The organism is Actinokineospora lacus (assembly GCF_053813445.1).
This window is the reverse complement of record NZ_JBQERA010000004.1, coordinates 105,149-128,778: the sequence shown is the minus strand read 5'-3', so window position 1 is coordinate 128,778 and position 23,630 is coordinate 105,149. Positions and strand designations below refer to the sequence as shown.

26 protein-coding genes are annotated in these 23,630 nt (G+C 72.6%); 16 read left to right on the top strand and 10 right to left on the bottom strand.

Annotated features, from left to right (window positions below; all coding sequences use genetic code 11):
* Positions 1–27 precede the first annotated feature (27 nt).
* From ACTG9Q_RS12290 to ACTG9Q_RS12280, 3 genes are all read right to left on the bottom strand, one after another.
* Positions 28–1,221 (bottom strand): cytochrome P450, encoded by a 1,194-nt coding sequence (locus ACTG9Q_RS12290; RefSeq protein WP_455572845.1) that lies wholly within the window; start codon positions 1,219–1,221, stop codon positions 28–30.
* 180 nt (positions 1,222–1,401) lie between these two features.
* On the bottom strand, positions 1,402–1,596 hold the full coding sequence (locus ACTG9Q_RS12285) for a DUF397 domain-containing protein (protein WP_455572844.1): 195 nt from the start codon (positions 1,594–1,596) through the stop codon (positions 1,402–1,404).
* Between the two features lie 23 nt (positions 1,597–1,619).
* A complete protein-coding gene (locus tag ACTG9Q_RS12280) occupies positions 1,620–2,501 on the bottom strand; it encodes a helix-turn-helix domain-containing protein (RefSeq protein ID WP_455572843.1) in 882 nt (293 codons plus the stop codon).
* A gap of 110 nt (positions 2,502–2,611) precedes the next feature.
* Here ACTG9Q_RS12280 and ACTG9Q_RS12275 point away from each other — a divergent pair, with 110 nt between their 5' ends.
* From ACTG9Q_RS12275 to ACTG9Q_RS12245, 7 genes are all read left to right on the top strand, one after another.
* A complete protein-coding gene (locus ACTG9Q_RS12275) occupies positions 2,612–2,977 on the top strand; it encodes a hypothetical protein (RefSeq protein WP_455572842.1) in 366 nt (121 codons plus the stop codon).
* Positions 2,964–3,215, top strand: a complete 252-nt coding sequence (locus ACTG9Q_RS12270; protein ID WP_455572841.1) for a hypothetical protein — start codon at positions 2,964–2,966, stop codon at positions 3,213–3,215. The genes ACTG9Q_RS12275 and ACTG9Q_RS12270 overlap by 14 nt, the downstream gene beginning before the upstream one ends.
* Before the next feature lie 12 nt (positions 3,216–3,227).
* The gene (locus tag ACTG9Q_RS12265; RefSeq protein WP_455572840.1) at positions 3,228–3,995 is read left to right on the top strand and encodes a DddA-like double-stranded DNA deaminase toxin; all 768 of its coding nucleotides are present in this window, start codon (positions 3,228–3,230) and stop codon (positions 3,993–3,995) included.
* On the top strand, positions 3,992–4,399 hold the full coding sequence (locus tag ACTG9Q_RS12260; RefSeq protein WP_455572839.1) for an Imm1 family immunity protein: 408 nt from the start codon (positions 3,992–3,994) through the stop codon (positions 4,397–4,399). The genes ACTG9Q_RS12265 and ACTG9Q_RS12260 overlap by 4 nt, the downstream gene beginning before the upstream one ends.
* 148 nt (positions 4,400–4,547) lie before the next feature.
* Positions 4,548–4,898, top strand: a complete 351-nt coding sequence (locus ACTG9Q_RS12255; protein WP_455572838.1) for a hypothetical protein — start codon at positions 4,548–4,550, stop codon at positions 4,896–4,898.
* A gap of 162 nt (positions 4,899–5,060) precedes the next feature.
* Positions 5,061–5,924 (top strand): MEDS domain-containing protein, encoded by an 864-nt coding sequence (locus ACTG9Q_RS12250; protein ID WP_455572837.1) that lies wholly within the window; start codon positions 5,061–5,063, stop codon positions 5,922–5,924.
* Complete coding sequence (locus tag ACTG9Q_RS12245; protein WP_455572836.1) at positions 5,921–6,862, top strand: anti-sigma factor RsbA family regulatory protein; 942 nt, start codon at positions 5,921–5,923, stop codon at positions 6,860–6,862. The genes ACTG9Q_RS12250 and ACTG9Q_RS12245 overlap by 4 nt, the downstream gene beginning before the upstream one ends.
* A gap of 269 nt (positions 6,863–7,131) precedes the next feature.
* On the opposite strand, the gene ACTG9Q_RS12240 is transcribed toward ACTG9Q_RS12245, so the two are convergent.
* Positions 7,132–7,593 (bottom strand): SRPBCC family protein, encoded by a 462-nt coding sequence (locus ACTG9Q_RS12240; RefSeq protein WP_455572835.1) that lies wholly within the window; start codon positions 7,591–7,593, stop codon positions 7,132–7,134.
* A 167-nt stretch (positions 7,594–7,760) separates the two neighbouring features.
* Here ACTG9Q_RS12240 and ACTG9Q_RS12235 point away from each other — a divergent pair, with 167 nt between their 5' ends.
* The 4 genes from ACTG9Q_RS12235 (at position 7,761) to ACTG9Q_RS12220 (ending at position 10,855) form a co-directional block, all read left to right on the top strand.
* The gene (locus ACTG9Q_RS12235; RefSeq protein WP_455572834.1) at positions 7,761–8,771 is read left to right on the top strand and encodes a DUF5914 domain-containing protein; all 1,011 of its coding nucleotides are present in this window, start codon (positions 7,761–7,763) and stop codon (positions 8,769–8,771) included.
* 96 nt (positions 8,772–8,867) lie between these two features.
* Entirely contained in the window at positions 8,868–9,686 is an 819-nt protein-coding gene (locus ACTG9Q_RS12230; RefSeq protein WP_455572833.1) for a MerR family transcriptional regulator, read from the top strand.
* 96 nt (positions 9,687–9,782) lie between these two features.
* Entirely contained in the window at positions 9,783–9,998 is a 216-nt protein-coding gene (locus ACTG9Q_RS12225; RefSeq protein WP_455572832.1) for a DUF2945 domain-containing protein, read from the top strand.
* Between the two features lie 23 nt (positions 9,999–10,021).
* The gene (locus tag ACTG9Q_RS12220; RefSeq protein WP_455572831.1) at positions 10,022–10,855 is read left to right on the top strand and encodes an oxygenase MpaB family protein; all 834 of its coding nucleotides are present in this window, start codon (positions 10,022–10,024) and stop codon (positions 10,853–10,855) included.
* Between the two features lie 22 nt (positions 10,856–10,877).
* Here the strand turns inward: ACTG9Q_RS12220 and ACTG9Q_RS12215 are convergent, their stop codons facing one another.
* Complete coding sequence (locus ACTG9Q_RS12215) at positions 10,878–11,702, bottom strand: YhjD/YihY/BrkB family envelope integrity protein (protein WP_455572830.1); 825 nt, start codon at positions 11,700–11,702, stop codon at positions 10,878–10,880.
* Positions 11,703–11,898: 196 nt separating this feature from the next.
* Here ACTG9Q_RS12215 and ACTG9Q_RS12210 point away from each other — a divergent pair, with 196 nt between their 5' ends.
* The gene (locus ACTG9Q_RS12210) at positions 11,899–12,567 is read left to right on the top strand and encodes a CDP-alcohol phosphatidyltransferase family protein (RefSeq protein WP_455572829.1); all 669 of its coding nucleotides are present in this window, start codon (positions 11,899–11,901) and stop codon (positions 12,565–12,567) included.
* On the opposite strand, the gene ACTG9Q_RS12205 is transcribed toward ACTG9Q_RS12210, so the two are convergent.
* From ACTG9Q_RS12205 to ACTG9Q_RS12185, 5 genes are all read right to left on the bottom strand, one after another.
* Complete coding sequence (locus ACTG9Q_RS12205) at positions 12,529–13,998, bottom strand: phytoene desaturase family protein (protein WP_455572828.1); 1,470 nt, start codon at positions 13,996–13,998, stop codon at positions 12,529–12,531. The two genes, ACTG9Q_RS12210 and ACTG9Q_RS12205, sit on opposite strands and share 39 nt — an antisense overlap.
* Positions 13,998–15,107 carry a glycosyltransferase gene (locus ACTG9Q_RS12200; RefSeq protein ID WP_455572827.1) on the bottom strand — a complete coding sequence of 370 codons (1,110 nt, stop codon included), beginning with the start codon at positions 15,105–15,107 and terminating at the stop codon, positions 13,998–14,000. Before ACTG9Q_RS12200 ends, ACTG9Q_RS12205 begins: the two co-directional genes overlap by 1 nt.
* Positions 15,104–15,898: a carotenoid biosynthesis protein gene (locus ACTG9Q_RS12195; protein ID WP_455572826.1), complete on the bottom strand. Its 795-nt coding sequence runs from the start codon at positions 15,896–15,898 to the stop codon at positions 15,104–15,106. Before ACTG9Q_RS12195 ends, ACTG9Q_RS12200 begins: the two co-directional genes overlap by 4 nt.
* A 157-nt stretch (positions 15,899–16,055) precedes the next feature.
* A complete protein-coding gene (locus ACTG9Q_RS12190) occupies positions 16,056–17,609 on the bottom strand; it encodes an FAD-dependent oxidoreductase (protein WP_455572825.1) in 1,554 nt (517 codons plus the stop codon).
* 115 nt (positions 17,610–17,724) lie between these two features.
* Positions 17,725–18,129 carry an OsmC family protein gene (locus ACTG9Q_RS12185; protein ID WP_455572824.1) on the bottom strand — a complete coding sequence of 135 codons (405 nt, stop codon included), beginning with the start codon at positions 18,127–18,129 and terminating at the stop codon, positions 17,725–17,727.
* A 318-nt stretch (positions 18,130–18,447) separates the two neighbouring features.
* On the opposite strand from ACTG9Q_RS12185, the gene qcrB reads away from it, so the two are divergent.
* Genes qcrB through ACTG9Q_RS12165 form a run of 4 tightly spaced genes read left to right on the top strand, consistent with a single transcriptional unit; the run spans position 18,448 to position 23,622 of the window.
* Positions 18,448–20,079 carry a cytochrome bc1 complex cytochrome b subunit gene (qcrB, locus tag ACTG9Q_RS12180; RefSeq protein WP_455572823.1) on the top strand — a complete coding sequence of 544 codons (1,632 nt, stop codon included), beginning with the start codon at positions 18,448–18,450 and terminating at the stop codon, positions 20,077–20,079.
* Positions 20,080–20,109: 30 nt separating this feature from the next.
* Positions 20,110–21,195, top strand: coding sequence for a polyprenyl synthetase family protein (locus ACTG9Q_RS12175; protein ID WP_455572822.1), 1,086 nt, complete (start codon positions 20,110–20,112; stop codon positions 21,193–21,195).
* Between the two features lies 1 nt (position 21,196).
* The gene (gene crtI / locus ACTG9Q_RS12170) at positions 21,197–22,684 is read left to right on the top strand and encodes a phytoene desaturase family protein (RefSeq protein ID WP_455572821.1); all 1,488 of its coding nucleotides are present in this window, start codon (positions 21,197–21,199) and stop codon (positions 22,682–22,684) included.
* Entirely contained in the window at positions 22,681–23,622 is a 942-nt protein-coding gene (locus ACTG9Q_RS12165) for a phytoene/squalene synthase family protein (RefSeq protein ID WP_455572820.1), read from the top strand. The genes crtI and ACTG9Q_RS12165 overlap by 4 nt, the downstream gene beginning before the upstream one ends.
* The last annotated feature ends 8 nt before the right edge of the window (positions 23,623–23,630 follow it).

Below are 23,630 nucleotides of genomic sequence, written 5' to 3'. Positions count from 1 at the left end.
CGCGGTGCCGGGTTCTCCGATTCGCGTTTATCTCGACAGGCGCAGCGGCAGGTTCGCCAGCATCCGGAGATTGAAGTGCTCGTGGTAGGGCGGGTCGTCCGTGGCCAACTCGATTTTCGGATAGCGCTCGAGCAGCGTCCGGAACAGGGTGCCCGCCTCCACCGAGGCCAGCATCTTGCCGACGCAGTGGTGCGGGCCAGCACTGAAGGCCAGTGACCGCACCCCGGTGCGGGCCAGGTCGAGCCGGTCGGGGTCGCGGTAGCGCTGCGGGTCGCGGCCGACGGAGTCGAAGGCGACGAACACCGCCTCGCCACTGGGGATCAGCGTGCCGCCGACCTCCAGGTCCTCGGTGAGGATGCGGCAGGCGAACCGGGCGGACGGGTCGAACCGGGACAGCTCCTCGACCGCCGTGGTCATCAGCGACGGGTCCTCGCGCAGCTGCCGCATGGCCTCGGGGTCGCGCAGCAGCGCCAGCATGCCGTTGCCGATCAGGTTGGCCGTCGTCTCGTGGCCCGCGTTGAAGACCAGCCCGACGTTCGCCGCGATCTCCTCGTCGGTGAAGCCCGCCTCGGAGTGGGTCATCAGCGAGATCATGGTGTCGTCGGGCTCGCTCGCGCGGACCGACCGCGTCTTCTCGGTGACGTACGCGCGGATCTTCGGCTCGGCCTTGTTCATGGCGATGAGCCGCTGCGGGGTGATGGACCGGTCGATGACGTGCCCGAGCGCCTCGCTCCAGACCCGCAGCGACTCCCGGTCGGCCTCGGGAATGCCGATCAGCTCGCTCACCACGGTGATCGGCAGCGGGAAGGCCACGGTGCTCATCAGGTCGACCTCGCCGGTGTCGTCAACGCGCGCCAGGAGCGCGTCGACGATCTGGGGCACCCGTTCCCGCATCCGCTCGATCACCCTCGGGGTGAACAGCTTGGCGATCACCCGGCGCAGCCGCTTGTGCGCGTTGTCGTCCTGCATCAGCAGCCACTTGCCGGACGCCTTGATCACCGGGCTGGTCGGCCCGCCCCGGGCCTTGGCCCAGTTCGCGTTCGCCGGGAAGTTGCTGGACGCGCCCGCCGCCTTGAGCAGGGTCTCCGCGTCGTCGTAGCGGAACAGCATCCAGTAGCCGTGCGGGGTCCTGTGGACCGGGTCGGTCTCCCGGAAGCGCCGGTAGTACTCGAACCGGTCGGCCCGCAGCATGGGGTCGTCGAAATCGAAGTACGTGGTCATGCCGCCGCCCATCGGAGGAATATCCGGGATGGCACTGATGGTCCGCCGGGTCCGGCCACCCGTCAACTCCTAATCGTGATGGCGAGCCGCGATGGTCGATAACCCCTATTCCGCGATAGGCGTGGTCAAAAGGAAACCCCTATCGGCCACTATGAGACAAGACTCTCATTAGCGCTGATGCTAGGCGGTGATCGCGGTCAGCAGGGCCGTCATGCCGGAGCGGGGGAGCCGCAGTGTGCCCGCATCCGGAGCTTTGCTGTCGCGGAGGGCGAACTGATCGGCGGCAAACCTCGCCGCCTCGACGCAGTCGCCGCCCCCGGAGTCGCCGCCCCCGGAGAAGCTGCTTTTTCGCCAGGTCACCGGGTTGGTCGACATCTCGGGGTTCCTTTCGGTGGGGATCACTCGTATGTCTTACCAGCCTCGTTGATCAGCCGCATCGACTCGTCAGGGGGGAGTGCGAAGCGGGTGAGGATGCCCCAGCGCTCGGTGCAGGTGCGGACCTTCGCCTTGTCCTCGATGTAGACCGCTCCGCCCGGCCCCTCTGTGTAGCCGAAGTCCGGGATCGGGTCGGGAAGTGTCAACAGCGAGAACGGGCCGTAGATCATCGGGGTCGCGCCGCAGTCCTTGGGAAGCACCTGGATCGTGATGTTCTCCGCCTTGGCGGCGGTGCGGAGCTTGGTGAGCTGCCCGAACATGGTCTCGGGACCGCCGATGGTCCGGGTGAGCATGGTTTCCTCAAGGATCACGTGATAGCGCATGGGATCAGGGCCTGCCAGCACCCGTTGACGGGCAGTGCGGGCCAAGACCCGCCGCTCGACCACGTCTTGCGAGATCCCGGGACATGATCCTGAGATCACCGCCCTTGCGTACTCGGGAGTTTGGAGCAGTCCCGGGACGACGAGGGTCGCGAGTTGGCGTTCCGACAGCAAAGCCGCTTCCACGTTGAGCAGGAGGTGGAAGTCCTCGGGGAGGTCCGGGCGGATCGAGTGCCAGTACCCGCGCTCGGCCGGTTTGGTCGCCAACTCCAGGACCCATGCCCGCTCGGTGGCGTCGGTGACCCCGTAGACGTCGAGCATCCGGGCCGCGTCGGCGGACTTCACGCCCGACTCGCGGCCCTCGATCCGGCTGATCTTCGCCTTGGACCACGTGCCGCCCAGGGGTTTCAACCGCTCCGCTGCCTGCTCCATCGTCAGGCCCGACTTGGCCCTCAGCTCCCGGAGGATCTCGACGAGCTGCCACTGTCGGACGACGTGGTTCGCACGACTCGGGTCCCGGCTCATGGTCCTCCGATCGGATGAAAGTTTGCGACTCCAGTTTCCAGAGTGAGAGTTGCAAGTCAGTTTAGCTGTGCGGGCAGTGACCGCAACACCACAGGCTGTAGGAGGCCCAAATGCTAGTCAACGCAGGCCAGGCGCGATCGGGCGACGCCGTCGAGGGCCTCAGGGCCACGTTCGCCGACGCCCCGGTGTTCGCCGACGCCGTCCACACCCTGGTGTTCGGCCAGGCGCCCCGGCTGTTCGCGATCCTGCACGAGGTGGGCCACCGCGAGGACGCCTGGGTCGCCGCCTGGGGCATGGCCTTCGACGACCACGTCGAGGTCGTCGACTCCGACGGCCGGTGCCGCATGGCCCTCAGCAGCGCCGAACGCGCCTGCGACATCCTCGGCTGCGACGACAACGCCACCGCCCACCTCCTCTGGCTCGACGGCCGAGCGAGCGGCGCGATGGAGGCGGAGGGAGGACATGTCCATCGGTGAAGTGCGCGCCCAGGTCACGGGAATCGCCGACGAGATGCCCATCGCCGTGTTGATTACGGAAGCCGCTCTCATCCAGGAGGACACCGCTGAACTGCGGAGATTGACGCGGGGAACGAGCAGGCCGGACGTCCTGGCCGCAGTCGACCTCCTGATGGTCGCTGCTGACCAGGTCCGACATGCACATGCCGCTGTGGTCTCCGCGCAGAGCATGTGCCACGCATACGTCGCGAATGTGTAGCCCACCGTGGGCATGGATGAGGTCCTCGCGGCCATCGATAGGCGACTCGATACCCCACAGGTGGCTCTGCACTCGGTGACGCAGTGGATTGACATCCAGGCCGGTCCGACCTTGTACGGACTCGCCCTGGAGTCCAGTCGAATCGAACTTGGGCAGGCCGTCGCGCACCTCGGCGTCGCGCGTGAGGCGATCGACCGAGCCTTGCAGGCCATCGACGCGGCTCACTCCATACTGGCGGACTACCGCGCACGCCTGACAAGCCCAGTAGTTGGCCAAGTGGAAACAACTTCCGGACCATTTGGTGTGGCTGCGGGTTCCCCCGATGACAAACCGGGAGCCCGGTCTCAGGAGGAGTTGGTCGAAGCTGCTCGTGCGCGGTTGAAACCGCCGGTGCCCGGTGCGCGTACTTACGGCGCGTGGATCGACTGCGACGGAGAGGTTCACGACCTGGTCAGCGGCAACCGGGACCAGTGGTTCGTCGCCGCTGCTGACTACGGCAGGGAACGCGGCTGGGTGAAGGGGCGAGCAGTGCTCGGCTTGGCTCGTCACATCGAGGTGAAGTTCGCCATGCGCCTGCGTGACCGCCATGACCGGCGGCGGCCCGGAGACCCGCCGCTCAGCGAAACCATCGTTATCGACCGCCCACCTTGTGGCACTGCCGCCCCGGCCGAGTGGACCTGCGATGCCACGCTCGCCGACTGGCTTCCACCCGGTGCCACACTGATCGTCATCGACCGAGACGGCAACCGCCACATCTACCGGGGAACCGCAGATCCATGATCATTCAGGCCCATTACCGCATCCTCATCGATGAGCGAGTCAGCGAGGAATCCGCCGAGATCACTCCTGGCAGCACCGACGAGGTGCTCACCCTCCTCGCCACCAAAGCTCCCTTCGGCATCCGTCTCCTCGCGACCGCACCAGGCCAGACCGCCACGGTGCTGAGCGAACTCGTCGTCGGTGTCCGCGGTGACTGCGCCGCCATGTATTACACCGACGAAACCGGTTCCTGGTACAGCCACGGTCGCACACCGGACGATGACGGCCCCGTCTACGCCGAAGTGGATTTCCCCGAGCACTGTGAGTTCCCGGCCGTCAGTCTCCGCTCCGCCCTCGACTACTACTGCCGCACCGGGAGCAGGCCCTCCGGTGTCGACTGGCAACAGGACCCCTGCCAAGCCTGAACAGGCTGGGCAGATCGAGTGGCGGTTCCCCGCGCCAGTCCGCTCGCTGTTCCGGTGTCGAACCCTTTCGGGTGGTCGCGACATCGTGTGCGGTGAGTCGGGTATCCGGGTTGGGGAGTCAAGTGCCCTCAACGAAGGAAGTGGATTCATGGCGAGCATCAGAGGCAAGGCGGCTGTCGCGGCGTTCGCGATCAGCGCGGTGATCGCGAGTGGGGTTGCCGCGTCGGCCACGCCCACCGTCATGCCTGCGGCTGAGGGGACCGAGTGCGTCGCCCTGGCCGGCGCGGCGGCTCCGGAGGTCGAATCCCTGCTGACCCTCGCCGGTCTCGACCCGGCCGAGGCGGAGGGGCCGATCGGGGTCGGGTGCACGGTGGCGGGCCGCATCGCGGGGGCCGCGCACCGGGTCACGCTCGTGGGTGTCGAGGGCACCGCGTACACCTGTGCGAAGGCGGACGAGGTGACCGAGGACATCGTCTTCTTCAACGAGTGCGAGAGCTGAGGGCTTCGGGGCGTCGGGACGGGAGTTCCCGGTCCGGCGTCCCCGGGGCTGTCGAACTCACGCGGTGCAGAGCCGAGCACGCGCTGTGATCAGGGTGCCTGTCGCTTGAGAGATCACCGTCGGCCCACGTTGCCCTCGGTATCCGCGATGTACTCTCGGGTGGTGCGTTCGTCGGGAGTGATCGAAAACGCCCGGGGCTATGGTCTTCACGACCATCTGTGCTGGCAGTACGACGACCCGGCTGAGCTGCGGTCGCGGGTTCAGGAGTTCCTGGGCGAAGGGCTGGCGAGCGGCGCGCGGGTCTGTTACATCGGGGCCGCCCCGAAGGAGACCCTGCTCGCCGAGCTGCGGCGGATCGACGGCATGGACGAGGCGTTGAGCCGCGGAGCCGCGCAGGCCACCTCGCTGGCCGACATCTACACGACGACGGACACCGTGGTCGAGCCCGCCGCGCAGGTGCGGGCCTACGCCGCCGCGACGGAGGAGGCGCTGGCCGCCGGGTACACCGGCCTGCGGGTCGCGGCGGAGGCCACGCCGATGGTGCGCACCCCCGCCCAGCTCGAGGCTTTCGCCCGGTATGAGCACCTGGTGGACCGGTACATGGCCGAGCACGAGTTCTCGGCCCTGTGCGCCTACGACGTCCGGGAGCTGGGTGACGACGCGATCGCGCAGCTCGCGTGCATGCACCCGAACACCAACCTCGACACCGGCGGTTTCCGGCTGCACGCGGCGACCGGCGAGGACTACAGCGTCACCCTGAACGGGGAGCTCGACCTGTCCACCGAGAACCTGTTCGCCACCGCCTTGGGGCGTGCCGAGCTGCCACCCAGAGGCGGGGAACTGATCATCGACGCCACCGGTCTGGACTTCATCGACCACCGCAGCGTGCTGCGGTTGCTGGAACACGCCCGCAGCCGCGCCGCCACCCTCGTGCTGCACACCTCACACCCCTGTCCGACGCGAATGGTGGAGTTGCTCGGGCTCGCCGACGTGCGTGTGGAACAGCGACGGGAGCGCACCGCATGACCACCTCGACGCCGTCGAGTACTGGTGAGTTCGTCCACCCCGCGCTGTTCTACCGCTCCGACACGGAGTACCTGGCCGCGCTGGTGCCGTTCATCACCGACGGCCTGGCGGCCGAGCACCCGGTCGCGGTGGCGGTTCCCGGCCCGAAGGTGCGGCTGCTGACCGCCGCCCTCGGCGACGCGGCCGAGCGGGTGCGCCTGCTCGACATGACCGTGGTCGGCCGCAACCCGGGGCGGATCATCGCCACGGTGCTGCGCCGCTTCGCCGACACTCACCCCGACCGGCACGTCCGGATCATCGGCGAGCCGATCTGGCCGACCCGCTCGGAGACCGAGTACCCGGCCTGCGCCCAGCACGAGGCCCTGATCAACGCGGCGTTCGCCGGGCGCGACGTCACCATCGTCTGCCCGTACGACACCGTCGGGCTGGCCCCGTCCGCCATCGCCGACGCCCGCGCCACCCACCCGCTGGTGTGGGAGGCCGATGAGCGGTACCTCAGCGTGGAATACGCCCCGGACAGCGTGGTCAGCCGCTACAACCTGCCACTGCCGGACTTCGGCTGCGAGGACGTCCACCTCGTGGCCACCGCAGCCGACCTGCCCCCGGCGCGCCACCGCATCGCGGTCCAGGCCCGGATGCTGGGGCTGTCCCCGGACCGGGTCGCGGAGGTGGAGATCATCGCCACCGAACTGGCCACCAACAGCCTCATCCACGCGGGCACGCCGTGCGAGCTGCGGATCTGGACCGACGACGGCCACGTCGTCTGCGAGGGACGCGACAAGGGCCTGCTGGCCGACCCCCTCGCGGGCCGCAGACCCGCGCTGCCCGACAACCCCTCGGGCCGCGGCCTGCTGATGATCAACGACCTGGCCGATTTGGTCCGCACCCACACCAGCCCACTGGGCACCACGATCCGCGCCTACCTCCGCGTCGGCTGACGGTTCCTGTCGGTCAGGAGGTCGCGGAGGACCGCCGCGAAGTGCTCGCGTTCTCAGTTCCCGTCTGCTGGCCGTGACCGTGCACTGTGGACAGCAGGCCGGGGGACAGCAGGCAGGCGAACGACCGCGGTCCTGCCCGGTCGCGTGGGTGGGCACGACCGTGGCGACGGGCGGACCCGCGACCCAGCGGCGCGTGGTTCGACCCCGCGGCCGCACCTGCCGCTCATCGACTCCGCGCACGGGATCGGCAGCCGCGGGTCCGGGGCCGGTTACGCGCCGGGCCGGGGGACGTCACCTCGCCAGGCGCCGCTCTCGTGCCCGCGGGACTCGATGAACGTCTTGAACCGGTCCAGGTCGCCCTTGACCCGGCGGTCGAGGATGCCCACCTTGTCCGCGACGTTCTCGATGAACCCCTCCGGGTCGATGTCCATCTGCACCGTGACCCGGCTGGTGGTGTCGTCGATGCGGTGGAAGGTGACCACGCCCGCGTGCTTGGGGCCGTCGTCGGCCGCCCAGGCGACCCGCTCGTCGGGGTGCTGCTCGGTGATCGTGGCGTCGAACTCCCGGCGCACGCCCGCGATCTCCACGACCCACCGGGTGTGGGTGTCGTCGATCTGGCGGATCTCGGTCACGCCCTCCATGAAGTTCGGGAACGACTCGAACTGGGTCCACTGGTTGTACGCGGTGGACACCGGGACCTCGACATCGATCGACTTCGTGATGTTGCCCATCAGCCGTCCTCTCTCATCACCTGGCTGTCGGGGAGGGGGTACCCCGTCCATCACGGAACGACGCACGAGCGGTGCAGATCGACCGGAGTGGGTGTTCACGGTGCGGTGAGCGGGCGGGCGCGGGAAGGTTGGGGTATCAGGCCGCGTCCACCAGGGGAGAGGAACCGATGGCGTCATTGTTCGACCAGCTGCGAACCCATTGGCCCGCGCACGTGCCGGTGGTGCCCGTCGACGCCCCCGGCTGGTCAGCGCAGGAGCCGACGTACCGACAGGCGCGGCCCGCGGTGATCGAGGCCGCGGCCAAGCGCGCGGCGGCGCTGCCCTCGGGCAACTGGTACGTGCTGGCCGCCGGCGGGGACATCCGCGCCGGGCAGCCCTACGGCAACACCGTGGGTCGACGGGAGGTCGTGGCCTGGCGCGACGCCGACGGCACGGTGGTGGCCGGGCCCGGCGCGTGCCCGCACCTCGGCGCCCCGCTGGCCGACGGCAGGCTCGACGGTGGCACGCTGCTGTGCCGCTGGCACGGCCTGGCCCTGAACCGCGGTGGCGGGCCGGGGTGGACCCCACTGCCCACCCACGACGACGGACTGCTGGTGTGGGTGCGCCTCGACGACCTCGGCGGCGAACCCGCCCTGCCCGCCCCGGTGCTCGCGCCGCGTCCGGCGGTGGACGCGCGCGTGGCCGCGGTGGCCACGCTCAGCGGGACCTGCGAGCCCGGCGACGTGGTCGCCAACCGGCTCGACCCGTGGCACGGCGCCTGGTTCCACCCCTACTCCTTCACCCGGCTCACCGTCGTCAGCGCCCCGCCCGAGGACGCGACACCCGAGCAGGACCGCTTCGTCGTCGACGTGACCTTCCGCATCGGGAAACGCCTGGGGGTGCCGGTGCGCACCGAGTTCACCTGCCCGGAGCCGCGCACGGTGTGCATGCGCATCATCGATGGCGAGGGCGTGGGCAGCGTGGTCGAGACCCACGCGACACCCCGGGCGCCGTGGCCCGACGGACGGGCACGCACCTCCGTGGTCGAGGCGACGATCGCCACTTCGGACCGGCCGGGTTTCGCCAACGCCGTCCGCGCCGCGGTCGTGCTGCGCCCGCTGATGCGCTGGACGGCGGCCCGGTTGTGGCGCGACGACCTCGCCTACGCCGAACGTCGTTACGCCCTGCGTACCCGCTGATCCGATGCGACCTCGATCGTGTTCCTGACGCAGCAATCTCACGTCGCCACCACGGATTCGGTCGGATTGGCGGTCGCGGAGTGTGACAATGTCGGAATGAGTAGCGCGGAAGGTGGGGGACCGATGTGGACCGCGGGCGCGGTGGCCCGCGAGTTGCGCATCGCTGATTCGACGCTGCGCACCTGGCACCGCCGCTACGGACTCGGGCCCGCCGCGCCCCGCCCCGGCCAGTACCGGCGCTACAGCAGCGCCGACATCGCCCGGCTGCGCCGGATGCGCGACCTGATCGCGGCCGGGGTCCTGCCCTCGGAGGCCGCGCGGCGGGTGACCGACCCCGGCGAGAGCGCGCCGACCACCGACATCCTGGCCGAGGTGCTCGCCGCCGCGCGCGCACTGGACAACGCCCAGTGCGCCGGGGCGGTCGAACGCGCCCTCGGGCAGTGGGGTGTCATCGACGCCTGGGAGCAGGTGTGCCGCCCCGCGCTGGCGGCGGTCGACCCCGAGCGCATCGACTGCGAACACGTGTTGTCCTGGGCCATCAGCACCGCCCTGCGCCGCTTGGACCGTCCCACCGCGGCGGCCGCGGTGCTGCTGACGTGCACCGATGACGAGCAGCACACCCTGCCGCTGGAGGCGCTGGCCGCCGCCCTGGCCGAACACGACACGCCGGTGCGCATGCTCGGCGCCGCGGTGCCCACCGCCACCCTGGCCCAGGCCGCGGTGTCGGCGGAGCCGCGCGCGGTCGTCCTGTGGTCCCAGCGCCCCGAGACGGCCCGCCCCGAGGCCGTGCGCGCCCTGCTGCGCCGCCGCGTCCGCGCCCTCATCGCCGGGCCGGGCTGGCGCCGCCGCCCCGCCGGGGCCGAGCACGTCCACAGCCTCCGCGACGCCGTCACCGCGCTGCGCGACGTCACCTGAGAAATCGGCCCTGGAAAAATCCGCGTCGTTCGTGCGTCACTTCGCCCGCGAGCGGGAACCCACCGGCAGGCGCACTCGACCTGACGGAGGCCGGACATGAGCAAGGACGAGTTCCGCGAAGGCGACAAGGTGCGGTGGAACAGCCACGGGGGACAGGCGGTGGGCGAGGTCGAGGAAAAGATCACTGAGGACACCGAGGCCGCCGGGCGTACAGTGCGGGCATCCGAGGACGACCCGCAGTACCGGGTGCGCAGCGACAAGAGTGGCCGGGACGCGGTGCACAAGCCCCAAGCGCTGCGGCGCGAGGACTGAGACGCGAATCGGAGGCGGTCCCCATGACGGTGCGCAAGCGCGTGGCCGACGCGGTGTTCGAGCGGGTCGCCGGGCCGGACGGGGCCGCGGTCCGCGCCCGCGTCCACGACTCGCCGGGACCCCGGTGGTTCGCCCCTGACCGCCCGATCCGGCGGGTGCACGCCGACGCGGCCATGTTCATCGGCGGGCTGCGAGCGCTGCTGCTGCAATCGCTGCACCCGCTGGCGATGGCCGCGGTCGCCGGGCACTCCGACTTCCGCGACAACCCGTGGGGACGGCTGCAGCGCACCAGCACCTTCCTCGCCGTCACCACCTTCGGCACCGCGAGCGACGCGCAGGCGGCCGTGGACCGGGTCCGCGGCATCCACACCCGCGTCCGCGGCACCACCGCGGACGGCGCGGCCTACCACGCCGCCGACCCGCACCTGCTCGAATGGGTGCACCTCGCCGAGATCGACAGCTTCCTGCGCTGCCACCTCCGCTATGGAGCGAGCCCACTGTCCGAACCGGACCGCGACGGGTACGTGGCCGACACCGCCCGGGTCGCCGCCGCCCTGGGCGTGGTGGACCCGCCCACCACCGTCGCCGAGCTGTCCCGGCGCCTGGCCGCCTACCGGCCGGAACTGCGCGGCACCCCGCAAGCCCGGGACGCGGCCCGGTTCCTGTTGCTGACGCCCCCACTGCCCGCGCCCGCGCGCGTGCCGCACGCCGTGCTGGCCGCCGCCGCCGTGGCGTCGCTGCCCGCGTGGACCCGGGTGCCCCTGCGGCTGCCGCTGCTGCCGATCACCGAGAACACCGCCGTCCGCCTGGCGGGCCACGGCCTCACCAAGGCGATCCGCTGGGCGATGTCGGCCTAGCTTCCCGGCCTGGTTCGCTGGTCTAGTTCGCTGGGCGCTCGACGCTGTGGGCGCTGAGCATCACCCGGTAGCCCAGCAGCAGCACGATGTGCAGCAGGTACAGCCACAGCGCCAGCGCGGTGGCGACGCCGACGGGGACGAGCCCGGCGAAGGGGATGCTCCAGTCCACGGGGATGGCCAAGAACAGCAGGAAACCGTGGAGGAAACCGGTGAGGACGGCCCCGACGGCGAACGCGGCGACGACGGCCACCCACGGCGGCACCATGGTGGGGGCGGTGATGGTGAACACCAGCGCGACCGCCACCGAGACCAGGACCCAGTCGAGGTGGAAGGACACCACCACGCCGAGGACCGCCGACCAGCCGCCCGCCGAGTAGAGGGACCCGACGAACGGCGCTGACGCGAGCGGCGCGGCCAGCAGCAGGGGCGAGGCGATGAGGACGGGCAGGAAGCCCAGCCTGCCCTTCCACCCGGTCAGCCCGCCCGCAGACTGCCCGGCGGGCTGGTTGAGAGCGCGGCGCAGCCCCTCGCCGTAGAGCGTCGCCGGGATGAGGGCGGCGGCCAGCACCGGCCACGACGCGCCCAGGGCGGCGGCGGTCACCGTCAGCACGGCCGCGCCTGCCCGCTGTTCGCCGGGCAGGGCAGCGGCCAGGCTCCGGGCGCCATCGGTGACGAGCGTCGCGCCGAACAGCTCGGCCGCGCCGCGCAGGGCGAGCAGGAGCACGGGGACGACGGCGAGGCAGGCGAAGAAGGTCAGGCCCGCCGCCCACAGGGCCAGATCGCGCCCGCGCAGCGCGCCGGAGGTGTGGCGCAGGACGAGCCGGACCCGCTGGGCAACCGTGGACATGCGGGGGCATACCCCGGGTTGGCCGCGATCTCACCTGCGGATCGCCCTGGCGGGGCTTACGGTGGCGCGAGTCACGGCTTGGGGCGGTGTGGTGAGCGAGAACCCAATGAGCGAGGACTCGGTGCGCGAAGACCCGGTGAGCGGGAACCCAATGAGCGAGGACTCGGTACGCGGGGACTCGGCGAGTGAGGATCCGGTGCGTGGGTGGGAGCGCCTGCACGGCGAGGACGTCTCCGGCAACCGGCTCGCGGTGGGCTGGATCAGGCTGGTGCACGTCCTCGCGAGGCCGGTGTCGTGGATCGCGCCGGACGTCCTCTCGGCCTTGGGCGTGGCCGCGGCGGCGGGTGCGGTGGCGGCGGCGTGGGCGGGCTGGGCGTGGGCGGCGCTGGCCCTGGTGGTGGTCTCGGGGCTGCTCGACGGGGTGGACGGCGCGGTGGCGCTGCGGACCGGGCGGGCGCGGCCGCTGGGCGCGGTGGTCGACGCGGTGGCCGACCGGCTCGCGGACCTGTGCCTGGTCGCGGTGCTGGTGGCCTTGGGCGGGGACGCGCGGCTGGCGGCGGTGGTCGCCGCGGCCGTGCTGCTGCACGAGTACGCGCGGGCCAGGGCGCAAGGCGTGGGGATGACCTCCGCCGGGGCGATCACCGTCGCCGAGCGCCCGACGCGGGTGATCCTGGTGGCCGTGACGTGCCTCGGCGCCGGAGTCGCCCCGACCGGCACGCCGGGGACCGGGTGGGCCTGGCCGACGGTGACGCTGTGGCTCTGGGTGGTGGTCGCGGTGGTCGGCGCCGCGCAGCTGGTCGCGGGCATCCGGCGCGCGCTCGGCGGTTCAGGCGGGGCCGATGAGCCGGGCGGCGATCGCCGCTGAGAGCGCCACCAGCGGCAGGCCGCCGCCGGGGTGCGCGGAGCCGCCGACCAGGAACAGGCCGGGCACCCGGCTGCGGTTGGCCGGGCGCAGCAGCGCCGCCCTGGCGCCGTTGGACGACGGCCCGTACAGCGAGCCCCCGACCGAGCCGGTGTCGCGTTCCCAGTCCGCCGGGGTGCGCACGGCGCGGTGGAGGACGCGGTCGCGCACGTCGAGCCCGCGGCGCGCGAGGACGGCCAGCACCCGGTCGGCGTACTCCTCGGCCAGGCCCGGCGCGGTCCAGTCGACGGGGCCGTGGCGCGGGGCGTTGACGAGCACGAACCACGCCTCGCAGCCCGCGGGGGCGACGGCCGGGTCGTCGGGGGCGCAGACGTAGACCGTCGGGTCCTCGACCGGGCGGGGGCGGGGGCCGAAGATGGCGTCGAACTCGGCGTCGTAGTCGGCCGGGAACAGCACCCGGTGGTGGTACTGGGGTGTGGTGCGCCCGCGCAGGGCCAGCAGCAGCACGAACCCCGACAGCGACGGTTGCGCGCGGGCGAGGGCGCGGCGGGCGCGGGCGGCGCGGCGGTCGGTGAGCAGGTCGCGGTGCAGGTGCTCGGCGTCGGCGTCGGAGACCACCACGTCGGCCTCGACCGGCTCGCCGTCGGCCAGCCGCACCCCGCGCACCCCGGAGCCGTCGGTGCTGACCGCCGCGACCGGGGTGTCGAAGCGGAAGCGGACGCCGAGACCGGCGCAGTGGGCGTGCAGGGCGTCGGCCAGGCGGCGCAGGCCGCCGCGCACGTACCAGCCGCCGTGGCGCTGCTCTACGTAGGGCACGACCGTCATCAGCGCGGGCAGGCGCCGGGGGTCGGACCCGGTGTAGGTGGCGTAGCGGTCCAGCAGCATCCGCAGCCGCGGGTCGCTGAGGCGCGAGCCCACGCCGCGCAGCGTGCGCCACGGCGCCATGGCCATCAGGTCGCGCGGGTTGGCGGCGTGCCGCAGCAGGTCCCGCACCCCGCCGAGCGGGTGGTGCAGCACCGGTTCCCCGATCAGCGCCCAGAGCCTTTCCGCCTCGGCCATCAGCCGCCCCCACTGGGTCCCGGCCTCGGGTCCGAGCGCGGCGGTGAGGGCGTGCGGGATCTCGTCGTGGGCGTGCGGGACGTCCAGTTCGGTGCCGTCGGCGAAGCGGTAGTGGCAGGTGGGGTCGACGGGCACGATCTCGACGTCGGCGTCGAGGTCGCCGCCGGTCTCGGCGAACAGGTCGCGGTAGAGGTGCGGCAGGGTCAGCAGCGACGGCCCGGTATCGAAGGTGAACTCCCCGAGCCGGGCGACGCCGAGCTTGCCGCCGTACGTCGGCGCCGACTCGAACACCGTCACGCCGTGCCCGGCGTGGGCCAGCCGCGCGGCGGCGGCCAGCCCGCCCATGCCCGCGCCGATGACGGCGACCGCGGCCATCAGCGGCTGCCGTGCAGGGCACGGCCCTTCCACACCAGCGCGCCTTGATGGCGAGCGCGCCAGGAACTCGCCAGCAGGTGCGTCAGCGCGGCCACCGAGACCGGGTGCGCCACCGGGTCGGGCCAGGCCCGGCCGCCGGTGGCCCGTGCGGTGACCACCCGCCCCAGCACGCCCGCGGCGTAGCCGAGGAGGCCGGCGCGGGACCCGGCGAGCGCGGCCAGCGGGGGCAGCAGGAACATCCAGCCCAGCAGGACGGCCAGCCCGGCGGCGGCCGCCGGGCTGCCGGTGGCCGACCACAGCGACTTCACGTAGCCCGCGCGCACCTGCGCCCACCCCTGGTACATGCGGCAGGCGGCCACCGTGCTGCCGTCGGCGACGACGCCCCGCCCGCCCGCGGCCTTGACCGCCCGCATCAGCGCGATGTCGTCGAGCACCGCGTCGGCGACGGCGGTGAACCCGCCGCAGCGGGCCAGCATGGCCGCGTCGATGGCCAGGAACTGGCCGTTGGCGGCGGTCAGCGACGGCCGGGGCGAGCGCTCGGCCGCGCGCAGCGGCAGGAACACCAGCCACGACCACTGCAACAGGGGCTGCACCAGGCGGGTCGCGGCGTCCTCGGCGAGCTGGCGCGGGAACGGCGAGACCGCGTCCAGGTGGTGGGCGCGCATCAGCTCCACGGCGGCGGCCACCGCGTGCGGCGCCAACTCGACGTCGGCGTCGACGAACACCAGGACCCGGCCGCGGGCCTGCCGGGCGAGCAGGTCGCACGCGTGCGGCTTGCCGGGCAGGCCGGTCGGCGGGGCGCCCGCGGTGATCACCCTGACCCGGGGGTCGCCATCGGCCGTCTGGGCCACCACCTCGGCGGTGCCGTCGGTGGAGCCGTCGTCGCACACCACGATCTCCAGGTCGGGGACGCCGCGCTGGGCCAGCAGCGACCGCAGGCACGCCGCCACCTGGTGCGCCTCGTCGCGCACCGGCAGCAGCAGCGACACCGGCTCGGCGCAGTCGGCGGGGGTGGGGGAGGGGCGGCGCATCAGCCGGGCGTTGACCACCGCGTGCGCGGTCGAGGCCACCGCGGCGGCAGCGGCGGCGCGGACGAGCACGCCGCTCACCGCTGGGCCTTCCACAGCGCCCACGCGAACGGCCACGCCACCAGCCCCATGAGCAGCCCGCCGACCAGCGACACCCACGGCCGGTCGAAGAAGGCCGCGTGCGCCCAGACGGAGGAGACGTAGGTCCACAGGTACAGCACCGGCGCCGGGCCGTGCCGCAGCCGCAGGTCCCCGCGCGACCCGGTGGACGCCAGCAGCGCCCCGGTGATCAGGGTCGCCACCACCAGCCAGCCCGCGAAGTTCGTCAGCGGGATGCCGTCGACGCCGGGCAGCGCCGGGGTGGGGTCGGCCCAGGTCCAGTGCCCCGCGTCGACCATCTGCGGGTCGAGGAACACGTCCCAGGACGCCAGTGCCCAGCCCGCGACCGGCACCGCGGCCCACCCGCGGCCCAGCGCCCGGCCGACCAGCACCGCGGGCCACGCCATCATGATCCAGGCCAGGGGCACCAGGAGCGGCACCCCGAGCAGCGCGGGCCCGAGCGAATCGGCGTAGGCGTAGGAGCCGAACGGGAAGCCCGTGCGCACGCCCACCGCCTCGGCCACCAGCCCGCCGCCCCCGGCGACCGCCACCAGCGCCACCGCCGCCCGCGCCCCGCACCGGGCCGCCGCGTCGAGCACCGACGCGGCGGCGAAGGCCACCACCGACAGCGCCGTCGTCGTCAGCCGGTCCCCGGGCTCGGTCATCGAGTAGACGATCTGCGCCAGCACCACCACCGCGCCCAACACCCAGGCCGCCACCGCGACCCCCTGGACACCGGACGCGGTCCGCGCGGTGGTGAGGCGATTGGACATGGCCGAAACCCTAAGGGCCTTGGCGTGACCCGGCTCGATGACGGCCCCTCCTTTCCTCTATGGACATTCTGCTTGGTGGAGGCTGATTTCACCGGTGCGCGAGTAGCGTTGCACTCGCGTTGCGGTGATCGATTCGGGCGACGCGTCCCCGCGGCGGTTATCGGGAAACGCCGCGAGCGCGCCGCAGCGCCGCCCACCGGCCGTGGTTGGGCACCGACCACAGGTCGTGCCCGCGCAGCCCCCACCGCGCGAGCAGGGCGTTCGCGGCGAGGAAACCACTGGTCGCCGCCCGTTCCATCAACGCGACCGGCAGGTCGACCCGGACCAGGTCGCCCGCGAGGGCCATGGTCGGGTCCGGGGTGGTGACCCCTGGCCGGGTGGCGAAGGCGCCGGGGGCGAACAGCGGGCAGTCGGCCTCCAGCACGTCCTCCTGGTGCAGGACGCGCGCGCCGCGCAACTCCGGGTAGACCGAGTGCAGCTCCTCGATGAGGGTGGCCACGCAGGACTCGCGGTCGGCGTCGGCGGGCAGCGCGTAGCCGTGCAGCTCGACCACCGAGCCGCCGGTCCGCGCCCGCCACTGCCGGGCCTCGTCCTCGAACAGGTCGACCACGCTGATGTTGTCGAGCAGGCGGTAGCCGCTGGTGCCCAGGAAGGCGGGGCGGTCGCGGCGCGCGGGCCGGTCCAGCCACAGCCTGCTGACCAGGAACGGCGCGGCGGTGCGCAGGTCCGCGACCTGCCGCCGCCACCGCGGCGTGCCCAGCTCCGGGGACGCGGCCACCACCGCGCGCAGGCCGCGCACGTCGGCGGCCAGCACGATCCCGTCGACGGCGTGGTCCTCCCCGGCGCGCACGGTGTAGCCCGCGCCTCGGCGGCCGACGTGCTCGACCTCGCGGCCGGTGACGACCTCCGCGCCCAGGGACAGCAGGTAGGTGTGCAAGGGATTCCACAGCGTCCGCGGGTAGGGGTCGCGGGGCACATCGAACAGCAGGCCCTCGCTCGACCCGAGAAAGTAGATGTGGAACATGGTCACCAGCTCCGCGGCCGAGAGCGCGCTCGGGTGGGCGAAGAAGCTGCGGGAGAACACCTCGAAGGCCAGGTGCCGGGCGGTCGCGGGAAACCGCAGCTCGCGCAGGAACGTCTCGGCGTCCATGGAGTCCAGCTCCTGGTAGACGCGCGGGACGCTGACGTCGAACAGCGCGGCGGCGGCGCGGGTGTTCATGTTCGCCAGGTCGCGCAGGGAGAACGTCGAGCTGCGCAGCATGAACCCCGCCGCGTTCCACGGTGGCGTGCGCGGCAGCCCGAGGAAGCTGTCCCGCGCGCCGTCGACGTGGACCAGCGGGTAGTCCTCGATCGGGGCCAGCATGGACAGGTCCGGGTCGACCCGGTGCAACAGGGCGCGCAGGTTGTAGTACTGGCGGAAGAACGCGTGGAACCCGCGCGTCATCGTGGCGCCGTGGTCGGTGGTCCAGCCCCGCAGCCGCCCACCCAGCTCGTCGCGGCGCTCGTGCAGCCGCACCCGCACCCCGCGCTCGGCCAGCGCGACGGCCGCGGCCACGCCCGCGATACCGCCGCCGATCACCGCCACCCGCGGCGCGTCGTCGCCCGCGTCCGGCCGCCCCGCCTGCGCGGGCGTCCGGACGGCGCGCCGATCGCGCCGGGTTGTCGGCGGTGGGTTTCCGTCCAGCAGCCAGGGCATCGCGACTCGGGCCATGCCTGATGCTGACACCCGCGGCACCGTCCGGCGATTCGGCGCTCCGGGAAGCGGCCGTCACTCGACCGGTTGACGGCCAGTGCAACGGTGTCGCATCGGTCGCTGAGGAGCCCGCTCAGGCGATCGTCACTGTCCACCCGCCCGCGAGCGGGCAGTGGCCCACGGCCTGGTCGACCAGGCCGCGGCGGGCTTCGGCGCCGGCGACCTCGGGGATCTCGACGACCAGGTGCGCGTCCAGTTCGTACGCCTCGGCGCCGGACGCGCCCAGCGACACCTCGGCCCGCACCGTGCTGCCGGTGGTGTCGTGCCCGCCGGTGGAGGCGACGAGCACGAGGCTCTGGTGCAGGCACGTGGCCAGGGCCGCGGCGTAGAGCCGTTCGGGGTCCCAGCCGCCGCCGCTGCCGCCGAGTTCGACGGGCTCGGCGATCACCAGCGACCCCGGGTCGGCGCCGTCGACCTCGACGCGGTTGGTGTCCGCCCGCGACACCGCCGCGGTGCTGTAGAGCTTCGTCGCGTTCACCCTGGCTCCTTGCTCTCGTCAACGGTCCCGAGGTGGTACCCGCGAGGGGGCTCGGCCATGCCGGGACAGCGCCTGAGACGGCTGCAACGGTTTCGCATCGCTCCACTCGGCAAACCCGGCTATCGTGGACGACAGCAGGGGCGAGGGCCTGTTCGACGCCGCACCATCACCCGTTCAGGTGGGAAGCGTTGCGCGAGCGGGCTTTCGCCGACCCCGACGAGCGGGCAGGTGGCGGCGATCGGTGACCGAGACGAATGTGTCAACACCGCGACATCGGGGTAAACCGGCCAGGACCAGCGCGGCGGCGGAGGGTGAGTGATGGCGTTTCCGAGCGCGACCAAGCCCGCACCCGCGAGTGCCCGCGCCGCGAATTCGGCGGCGCGGTGGGCCGATGACCGCTACCGGCTCGCCGGTGGGATGCGCCGCCAGTTCAACAAGGTGTTCCCGACCCACTGGTCGTTCCTGCTCGGCGAGATCGCCCTGTACACCTTCATCATCCTGCTGCTCAGCGGCACCTACCTCGCCCTGTTCTTCGACCCGTCGATGCAGGAGGTCGTCTACGACGGCTCCTACGTCAACCTGCGCGGCGTGGAGATGTCGCGGGCGTACGAGAGCACCCTGGAGATCACCTTCGACGTGCGCGGCGGCCTGATCGCCCGCCAGATCCACCACTGGGCCGCGCTGCTGTTCGTCGCCGCGATGATCGTCCACATGATTCGCGTCTTCTTCACCGGCGCGTTCCGCCGTCCCCGCGAGCTGAACTGGGTGCTCGGGGTGCTGCTGCTGGTGCTGGGGATGTTCGAGGGGTTCTTCGGCTACTCCCTGCCCGACGACCTGCTCTCCGGCACCGGGATCAGGGCCACCCTCTCCGGCATCGTGCTCAGCCTCCCGGTCATCGGGACCTGGACGCACTGGCTGCTGTTCGGCTCGGAGTTCCCCGGCGTCGAGATCATCCCGAGGCTCTACACCCTGCACATCCTCGTCATCCCGGGCATCATGCTCGCCCTCATCGGCGTGCACCTGGCGCTGGTCTGGTACCAGAAGCACACCCAGTTCCCCGGCGTCCGGCGCGCCGAGACCAACGTCGTCGGGGTGCGGATCGTGCCGATCTTCGCGCTCAAGGCGGGCGCGTTCTTCGCCGTGGTCGGCGGGGTCACGGTGGTGATGTCGGGGCTGTTCCAGATCAACCCCATCTGGCACCTCGGCCCGTACAACCCCAGCCAGGTCTCGGCCGGGTCGGCGCCGGACTTCTACATGATGTGGGCCGACGGCCTGCTGCGCATCTGGCCGCCGTGGGAGGTCTACCTCGGCGACTACACCATCGGCGCGGTGTTCTTCGCGGGCGTCGGGGGTCTGGGCATCCTGATCGGCCTGCTGCTGTTCTACCCCTGGATCGAGCGCAAGCTCTCCGGCGACCGGGCCCACCACAACCTGCTGCAACGCCCCCGCGACGTCCCCGTGCGCACCGCGCTGGGCGCGATGGCCCTGTCCACCTACATGATCCTGACGCTGTCCAGCGTCAACGACGTCATCGCCTTGTTCTTCAACGTCTCCCTCAACGCCACGGTGTGGGCCGGGCGCATCGGGCTGCTGGTCGTGCCACCCCTGGCCTACTACATCGCCTACCGCGTCTGCCTGGGCCTGCAGCGCTCCGACCGGGAGGTCCTCGAACACGGCGTCGAGACCGGCATCATCCGCCGCCTCCCGTCCGGCTCCTACATCGAGGTCCACCAGCCCCTCGCAGGCGACCACAACGGCGACACCCCGGTCCTGACCTACCAGGGCGCTCCCGTGCCGAAGAAGATGAACAAGCTCGGCGCCGCTGGCCACCCGGTCCCCGGCAGCCTGCTCACCCCGGACCCGCCGGAGGAGAGCATCGCCCAGGAACGGGCCAGGCACCACGGCAGCACCGGACACTCCATCGACCCGTCACGCACCATCGGCGGCTGACATCCGTTCTCCCAAGGAGGGTCCGACGCCGTGAGCAGTGCGGTCGACGTCCAGACATCCCCATCGGCAGCCGCGTGGCGGCACCGGACCCGGGACGCCGTCGCGGCGCAGCTGCGGGCCTTCGTCCGCGACCGCTGCGCCGAGGAGCTGGCATCCCACCCGGACACCGCGGTGCTGGCGGAGGTGCTCACCGACTTCCTCGCGGGCGGCAAGTACATCCGCTCGGCGTTCCTCATGGCCGGGTGGAGCTGCGGGGCGGCCGAGTCGCCCGCGGCACTGCGGGCAGCGGCGAGCGTGGAACTGCTCCACGGCTTCGCCCTGCTGCAGGACGACGTCATGGACGAGTCCGAGACCAGGCGGGGCGCGCCGTCGGCGCACGTGCGGTTCGCCCGCTGGCACCACGCCGCGGGCCTGTCCGGCTCGGCGCGGCGGTTCGGGGAGTCCGCGGCCGTGCTCGCCGGTGACCTGTGCCTGGTGTGGGCCGACCGGCTGCTGCGCGAGAGCGGACTGGGCGAGGACCTGGTGGCCCGGGTGCGGCCCCGGTACGACGCGCTGCGCGCCGAGCTGGCCGTGGGCCAGTTCCGCGACCTGGTCAACGACGCCCGGCGCCAGCCCCGCCTCGACGACGTGCTCGCCGTCGCCCGCGCCAAGTCCGGCGACTACACCGTGCGCAGGCCCCTGGAACTGGGCGCCGAGCTGGCGGGCTGCCCACGGGCGACGGTGGCCGCCCTCGGCCGCTACGGCTCGGCGGTCGGCGAGGCGTTCCAGCTCTGCGACGACCTGCTCGGGCTGTTCGGGTCACCGCGGGCGACCGGCAAACCGGTGGGCGACGACCTGCGCGCGGGCAAGGCCACGAGCGTCGTGGTGATCGCCGAGGAGCGCGCCGACGCCGCCCAGCGCCGCGAACTGCGCACCCTGGCTCGCCAGCCCGTCCTCACCGACGACCACATCGCCCGCTACCTCGGCCTGATCACCGAGACGGGAGCCCCCGAACACGTGCGCCACCTCATCGACCGCCGCCTGGACGAGGCGACGGCCGCGATCACCGGACTGCCCCCGACCACCCGCACCCGCCTGGCCTGGCTGGCCCGCTCCTGCGTCGACCGGGACCGCTGACATGCGCACCGTCCGGGGGCGTACCGACCGCGTCGTCGTCGTGGGCGCCGGCCTGTCCGGGCTTGCCGCCGCCCTGCACCTGGCGGGCCGCGGCCGCGAGGTGACCGTGCTCGAACGGGCGGACGTGCCCGGCGGCCGGGCGGGCAGGCTGGACATCCAGGGGTACCGCATGGACACCGGGCCCACGGTGCTGACCATGCCCGACATCATCGACGCGACCTTCGCCGCCGTCGGCGACAGCCTCTCCGCCCGGCTGGACCTGGTCCCCCTCGCCCCGGCCTACCACGCGCGCTTCGCCGACGGCAGCAGCCTGCCCGTGCACACCGACGCCGAGATGATGACCGAGCAGGTGCGGGCGTTCGCCGGAGCGGCCGACGCCGCGGGCTACACGCGCCTGCGCGCCTGGCTGACCAAGCTCTACCACGCCGAGTACGACCGCTTCATCGCCGCGAACATCGACTCCCCGCTGTCCCTGCTCGGCGGCGACCTCGCGCGGCTGGTCGCCCTGCGCGGTTTCGGGCGCCTCGACAAGGGCATCGGCCGGTTCCTGCGCGACGAGCGCCTGCGCCGCGTGTTCAGCTTCCAGTCCCTCTACGCGGGCGAAGCCCCGCACCGGGCGCTCGCCCTCTACGCGGTGATCGCCTACATGGACACCGTCGCCGGGGTCTACTTCCCCCGCGGCGGCATCCGCGCCCTGCCCGACGCGCTCGCCGCCGCCGCGTCCGACGCGGGCGTCAAGATCCGCTACGGCGCCACCGTCAGCGGCCTGGACCGCCAAGGCGGGCGCGTCACCGCGGTCCGCACCGCGGAGGGCGCGGCCTACCCCTGTGACGCGGTCGTGCTCACCACCGAGCCGCACACCTCCTACCGCCTGCTCGGCGCCGCGCCCCGCCGCCCGCTGCCCCTGCGCGCCGCGCCGTCGGCGGTCGTGCTGCACGTCGGCGCCACCCGCGCCTGGGAGGACGTCCCGCACCACACCATCAGCTTCGGCGCCGCCTGGCGATCGACCTTCGACGAGATCATCGACGAGGGCGTCACCATGCGCGACCCCTCGCTGCTCATCACCCGCCCCACCGCCACCGACCCGACCCTGGCCCCGCCGGGCCGCGACGCGCTCTACATCCTCGCCCCCGTGCCCAACCTGCGCCACGGCATCGACTGGGCGGCCCGGGGCGAGGAGTACGCCGCGGAGGTCCTGGCCACCGTCGAGCGGCGGGTGCTGCCGGGGCTGGTCGGGTCCGTCCACACCATGCGGGTGATCACCCCGGCCGACTGGGCGGAGATGGGGCTGGTCGAGGGAACACCGTTCAGCTACGCCCACTCGCTCACCCAGACCGGCCCGTTCCGCCCGGGCAACTTCCCCCGCCACACCGACAACGTGGTGCTGGCCGGGTCCGGCACCGTCCCCGGCGTCGGCGTCCCCACCGCCCTGATCTCCGGGCGGCTGGCCGCCGACCGCGTCACCGGCACCCCCAGGAGTCCACAATGACCGAGCACGAACTCGACGCCGCGGGAATCCGCGACCTCCGCCTCCGCCGCGCCTATGCCCGCTGCCGGACCCTCAACGCCCGCCACGGCCGCACCTACTTTCTCGCCACCCGGCTGCTCACCCCCGCCCAGCGCCCCGCCGTGCACGCCCTCTACGGTTTCGCCCGCTACGTCGACGATCTCGTCGACGAGCCCGGCCGCGACACCACCGACGAGGTGGAAGCCCACCTCGACGCCACCGAGTACGCCCTGCGCGTCGGACTGGCCGAGGGCACCAGCTCACACCCCGTCATCGCCGCGGTGGTCGACACCATCGCCCGCTACGACATCGACCCCGGCCTGTTCGCCGCGTTCCTGCGCTCCATGCGCATGGACCTCGTCCTGCGCGACTACCCCGACCGCGCCGCCCTGAACTCCTACATGTACGGCTCCGCCGAGGTCATCGGCCTGCAGATGCTGCCCGTGCTCGGCACCGTCACCACCCGGGACGAAGCGGCCCCGGCCGCCGCCGCCCTCGGCGCCGCCTTCCAGCTGACCAACTTCCTCCGCGACGTCGCCGAAGACCTCGACCGCGGGCGCGTCTACCTGCCCGCCGATGAACTCGCCGCCTTCAACGTCGACCGCGACCGCCTCCACTGGTGCCACCGCCGCGGCCACGCCGACCCCCCGACCCGCCGCGCCATCGCCGACCAGGTCACCCGCACCCGCGCCGTCTACGCCCGGGCCAAGCCCGGCATCGCCATGCTCCACCCCACCTCCCGCCCCTGCATCGACACCGCTCTGACCCTCTACGCCGAAATCCTCGACCGCCTCACCACCCAGAACCACGACGTCTTCACCCGCCGAGCCACCGTCCCCCCAACCCGCCGAGCCCGAGTAGCCGCAGGCGCGCTGGTCCGCATCGCCCGCCTCCGCCTCGTTCCCGCCCTCGGCGGGTGAGCCCACAG

Coding starts and splice junctions, on each gene's coding strand:
- ACTG9Q_RS12290 (WP_455572845.1), bottom strand. CDS start 1,221: ATGACCACGTACTTCGATTTCGACGACCCCATGCTGCGGGCCGACCGG.
- ACTG9Q_RS12285 (WP_455572844.1), bottom strand. CDS start 1,596: ATGTCGACCAACCCGGTGACCTGGCGAAAAAGCAGCTTCTCCGGGGGC.
- ACTG9Q_RS12280 (WP_455572843.1), bottom strand. CDS start 2,501: ATGAGCCGGGACCCGAGTCGTGCGAACCACGTCGTCCGACAGTGGCAG.
- ACTG9Q_RS12275 (WP_455572842.1), top strand. CDS start 2,612: ATGCTAGTCAACGCAGGCCAGGCGCGATCGGGCGACGCCGTCGAGGGC.
- ACTG9Q_RS12270 (WP_455572841.1), top strand. CDS start 2,964: ATGTCCATCGGTGAAGTGCGCGCCCAGGTCACGGGAATCGCCGACGAG.
- ACTG9Q_RS12265 (WP_455572840.1), top strand. CDS start 3,228: ATGGATGAGGTCCTCGCGGCCATCGATAGGCGACTCGATACCCCACAG.
- ACTG9Q_RS12260 (WP_455572839.1), top strand. CDS start 3,992: ATGATCATTCAGGCCCATTACCGCATCCTCATCGATGAGCGAGTCAGC.
- ACTG9Q_RS12255 (WP_455572838.1), top strand. CDS start 4,548: ATGGCGAGCATCAGAGGCAAGGCGGCTGTCGCGGCGTTCGCGATCAGC.
- ACTG9Q_RS12245 (WP_455572836.1), top strand. CDS start 5,921: ATGACCACCTCGACGCCGTCGAGTACTGGTGAGTTCGTCCACCCCGCG.
- ACTG9Q_RS12240 (WP_455572835.1), bottom strand. CDS start 7,593: ATGGGCAACATCACGAAGTCGATCGATGTCGAGGTCCCGGTGTCCACC.
- ACTG9Q_RS12235 (WP_455572834.1), top strand. CDS start 7,761: ATGGCGTCATTGTTCGACCAGCTGCGAACCCATTGGCCCGCGCACGTG.
- ACTG9Q_RS12230 (WP_455572833.1), top strand. CDS start 8,868: ATGAGTAGCGCGGAAGGTGGGGGACCGATGTGGACCGCGGGCGCGGTG.
- ACTG9Q_RS12225 (WP_455572832.1), top strand. CDS start 9,783: ATGAGCAAGGACGAGTTCCGCGAAGGCGACAAGGTGCGGTGGAACAGC.
- ACTG9Q_RS12220 (WP_455572831.1), top strand. CDS start 10,022: ATGACGGTGCGCAAGCGCGTGGCCGACGCGGTGTTCGAGCGGGTCGCC.
- ACTG9Q_RS12215 (WP_455572830.1), bottom strand. CDS start 11,702: ATGTCCACGGTTGCCCAGCGGGTCCGGCTCGTCCTGCGCCACACCTCC.
- ACTG9Q_RS12205 (WP_455572828.1), bottom strand. CDS start 13,998: ATGGCCGCGGTCGCCGTCATCGGCGCGGGCATGGGCGGGCTGGCCGCC.
- ACTG9Q_RS12195 (WP_455572826.1), bottom strand. CDS start 15,898: ATGTCCAATCGCCTCACCACCGCGCGGACCGCGTCCGGTGTCCAGGGG.
- ACTG9Q_RS12190 (WP_455572825.1), bottom strand. CDS start 17,609: ATGGCCCGAGTCGCGATGCCCTGGCTGCTGGACGGAAACCCACCGCCG.
- qcrB (WP_455572823.1), top strand. CDS start 18,448: ATGGCGTTTCCGAGCGCGACCAAGCCCGCACCCGCGAGTGCCCGCGCC.
- crtI (WP_455572821.1), top strand. CDS start 21,197: ATGCGCACCGTCCGGGGGCGTACCGACCGCGTCGTCGTCGTGGGCGCC.
- ACTG9Q_RS12165 (WP_455572820.1), top strand. CDS start 22,681: ATGACCGAGCACGAACTCGACGCCGCGGGAATCCGCGACCTCCGCCTC.